5 protein-coding genes are annotated in these 3,025 nt (G+C 61.6%); 2 read left to right on the forward strand and 3 right to left on the reverse strand.

Annotated features, from left to right (window positions below):
* Together ABYV89_RS15925 and ABYV89_RS15930 are read right to left on the reverse strand one after the other, a co-directional pair.
* A partial coding sequence (locus ABYV89_RS15925) for a hypothetical protein (protein WP_432823918.1) occupies positions 1 to 273 on the reverse strand: 273 nt, incomplete at its 3' end.
* A 122-nt stretch (positions 274 to 395) separates the two neighbouring features.
* Positions 396 to 656: a hypothetical protein gene (locus tag ABYV89_RS15930; RefSeq protein ID WP_432823919.1), complete on the reverse strand. Its 261-nt coding sequence runs from the start codon at positions 654 to 656 to the stop codon at positions 396 to 398.
* Positions 657 to 714: 58 nt separating this feature from the next.
* On the opposite strand from ABYV89_RS15930, the gene ABYV89_RS15935 reads away from it, so the two are divergent.
* Complete coding sequence (locus tag ABYV89_RS15935) at positions 715 to 942, forward strand: DUF1232 domain-containing protein (protein ID WP_432823920.1); 228 nt, start codon at positions 715 to 717, stop codon at positions 940 to 942.
* 6 nt (positions 943 to 948) lie between these two features.
* Here the strand turns inward: ABYV89_RS15935 and ABYV89_RS15940 are convergent, their stop codons facing one another.
* Positions 949 to 1,872: an MBL fold metallo-hydrolase gene (locus ABYV89_RS15940; RefSeq protein ID WP_432823921.1), complete on the reverse strand. Its 924-nt coding sequence runs from the start codon at positions 1,870 to 1,872 to the stop codon at positions 949 to 951.
* 258 nt (positions 1,873 to 2,130) lie between these two features.
* Here ABYV89_RS15940 and ABYV89_RS15945 point away from each other — a divergent pair.
* Positions 2,131 to 3,025 (forward strand): transglutaminase-like domain-containing protein (locus tag ABYV89_RS15945; RefSeq protein ID WP_432823922.1); only part of this gene is annotated, 895 nt, incomplete at its 3' end.

Consider the following 3,025-nt stretch of genomic DNA (forward strand, 5'->3'; position numbering starts at 1 on the left):
CCACCACCATCCGGGAGACGGCGACGGCATGACCTTATCCAGGTCCGTTCCGTTGATCAGCGCACAAAAACCAGTCCCATCAAAAACTTTCGCCAGCAGTGGGCGCGCGGTTGCCTCAGCCCTCTGTTCAGTGCCGCGCCAATCCTCTTTCAAATGGCCGCTGGTGATTACCTTTAAATAGACCCGCAGCTTATCGCCTGGCGGCGGCTCGGGGGCAGCGCCCGTCAGCAGCGTTTCGGCACAGCCGGCCAGCAGGCAGCAGACCAGCAGCATCCAGCATAGAAAGATCCGGCAATATCCCCTCGCGTGCATAGCACCTCAAAACAAATGGGGGAGCGTTCGTCAGCTGTCCCGATCTCCCCCTACGGGATCGGTCAGGGCTGCGGGACCGGCGTCTAATGCAGTTTGGCGCCGACGCAGAAAATGCAGACCGGCTGCAATTCGTAAAGTCCGCTTGCGGGATTATACGCAGAGACATGCTTGAGGTGGAGGCCGCAGGTGGTTTTGTAGCAGACGGTGCAGGCTACGCCTTCGCCGGTCTGCGACTTATGATCGCAGACGTGGCAGATCCAGGGGCTTGGCCTGGCGCCATCCATTCCGCATTCTGCGTTTTCTTCGCACATGGCTTTAAAATCTGGCGGGAGTTTTTTCTTCATTACGATATAATGCCAGTCATCCGCGTAAAAAACAATCCTCTCACCGCTCGAGGTGACCATGAAAAAACTCGCCGTGCTCGGCGTCGGCCTGCTCGCCGTCATCTACCTGCTCAACCCGGGGGCCGGCATTTTCGAGCTCATCCCCGACAACCTCCCCTACATCGGCAATCTCGACGAAGCCGCCGCGGTGGCGCTGCTGCTCGGCTGCCTGCGCTATTTCGGCATCGACCTGACCAGCATCTTCCGCCGCGACCAGCCGCCGGAAAAACCGATCGACATCCGCTGACGCGCCCTATGGTCCGGCCGCCAGCGCCTGCCGCTCGGAGGCCGGCAAACCGTCGACATACTCGATCATCCCGCGCAGGGTGTTGCCGAGAAAAATCCGCTCGCGCTTGAAAATGTCCGCCGGCAGCTGCTGCACGTTGCGGTAGATCGCGTCCTGCTCCAGCAGCCACTGGTAAATGGCTTCTTCGCGCCAGCTCGCCTTGAGCTCCGAGGTCGCCGCCACCCCGCGCACCCACAACTGCAGCTGCCGACGACCGATCTGCAGATGCTCGAGGGCGTTGTCGACCCGGCCGTAATGGGCAAAAACCATCGTGCGCGGCGCCAGGGCGATCATGCGGTCAATCGAGTCGAGAGCAACATCCAGGATGAATCGGGGCGGGGTCGCCGGGCGCATGAAAATCCCCTGCGGCACCTCGCTGCGCACTCCCGCCACTTCGCCGCCGAAAAGCAGGTCGTCGAGCAGGTAGCAGACATGATGCTGGGCATGGCCGGGAGTAAGAAAGGCGCGCACGCCGGTCTCGCCGACGGTTTCCTCGTAACCGATCCGCGCTGCCGGAATCGGAACAATTTCGCCATACGCCTCGGCGAGGCGGCCAAGCACCTTGCGCGATCCCTGCCAGAGCTTTTCCGGCTCGACCATGTGGCGCACCCCTTCGGGATGGCAGATCACCCGCGCTTCGGGGAACTCACGCAGCAGCGCCCCGGTGCCGCCGGCGTGGTCGATGTGAATATGGGTCAGCAGGATGGTGTCGACCCGTTCAATCCCCTTGCGGCGCAGCTCGCCGACCAGGTGCGGGATGGTTGACAGCGGGCCGGGGTCGACCACCAGGGTGAAGCCGTCGCCTCGATAGCACCAGGAGCTGACGAATTTACGAAATCCCTCCAGGGTGGGCTGGTCGAGGTCGATGCAGAACAGGTTGTCCGGGTTCATGTACATCCTCTTTTCACATACGGCGACAAAAACAAACAACGGGTAGATTCCGGGATTCAGGTTAAACCCGCGACAGGGCAAGGCCCGATTGTGGCGAGACGAGACGGATTTGTCAACGTCCGGTCGCACGGTGGTGCCGGCCACGCGACAATGGATAGGGAGAATCTATCGAAGCAATAGAAATCATCGATAATTTATATTGGACATTCCCGAGTACATTGATTAAGTTTCCGACAAATCAACCCTCAGGAGGATGTCTTGAAAAAACTACTGATGCTGCTCATGCTGCTCACCCTGGCCACCGACGCCTGGGCCAAAACCCAGTCGGGAACCATCGCCATGGCCTTCGATCTGACCAGCCAGAAAGCCGGCGAAGAGGTTTCCTTGTGGATCCCCTACCCGGTCTCCGACCTGAACCAGACCATCGCCAACGTGAAGTATGCCGGCGACTACGCCGAGGCGGGGGTCTACACCGACCGCGCCTACCAGACCCCGATGCTCTATGTGCGCTGGGACAAGGCGGCCAAAACCCGCATCCTGAATTTCAGCTTCGATGCCGAGCGCAGCGAAGTCGAGCACCGCGACCTGCCCACCAGCGAAGGCGCCTGGAATCCCGCCGACTTCGCCCAATGGCTCAAAGCTACCAGCTTAGGGCCGATCGACGGCGAAGTAAAAAAGCTGGCCGACAAGATCACTGAAGGCAAGACCGGCGTGCAGGCCAAGGCCCACGCCATCTACGACTGGATCTGCGACAACATGTTCCGCGATCCCGACACTCACGGCTGCGGGCCCGGCGACGTCTGCGCCCTGCTGCTGCGCCCCGGCGGCAAGTGCGCCGACATCCACTCGGTCTTCGTCTCCCTGGCCCGCGCCGCCGGCGTTCCCGCCCGTGAAATTTTCGGCATCCGCCAGGGTAAAGAAGGGGCAACCGACATCTCCAGCTGGCAGCACTGCTGGGCCGAGTTCTACCTGCCGGGCTACGGCTGGGTCCCGGTCGATCCGGCCGACGTGCGCAAGATGATGCTCACCCAGAAACTCAAGCTCGAAGACGACAAGACCGCCGAGTACCGCCGTTACTACTGGGGCGGCATCGATCCCTACCGGGTCAAGCTCAGCATCGGCCGCGACCTGGTTCTCGGCCCGCCCCAGCAGG

The organism is Trichloromonas sp., assembly GCF_041583255.1.
In the GTDB taxonomy this organism is placed as follows: Bacteria; Desulfobacterota; Desulfuromonadia; order Desulfuromonadales; family Trichloromonadaceae; genus Trichloromonas.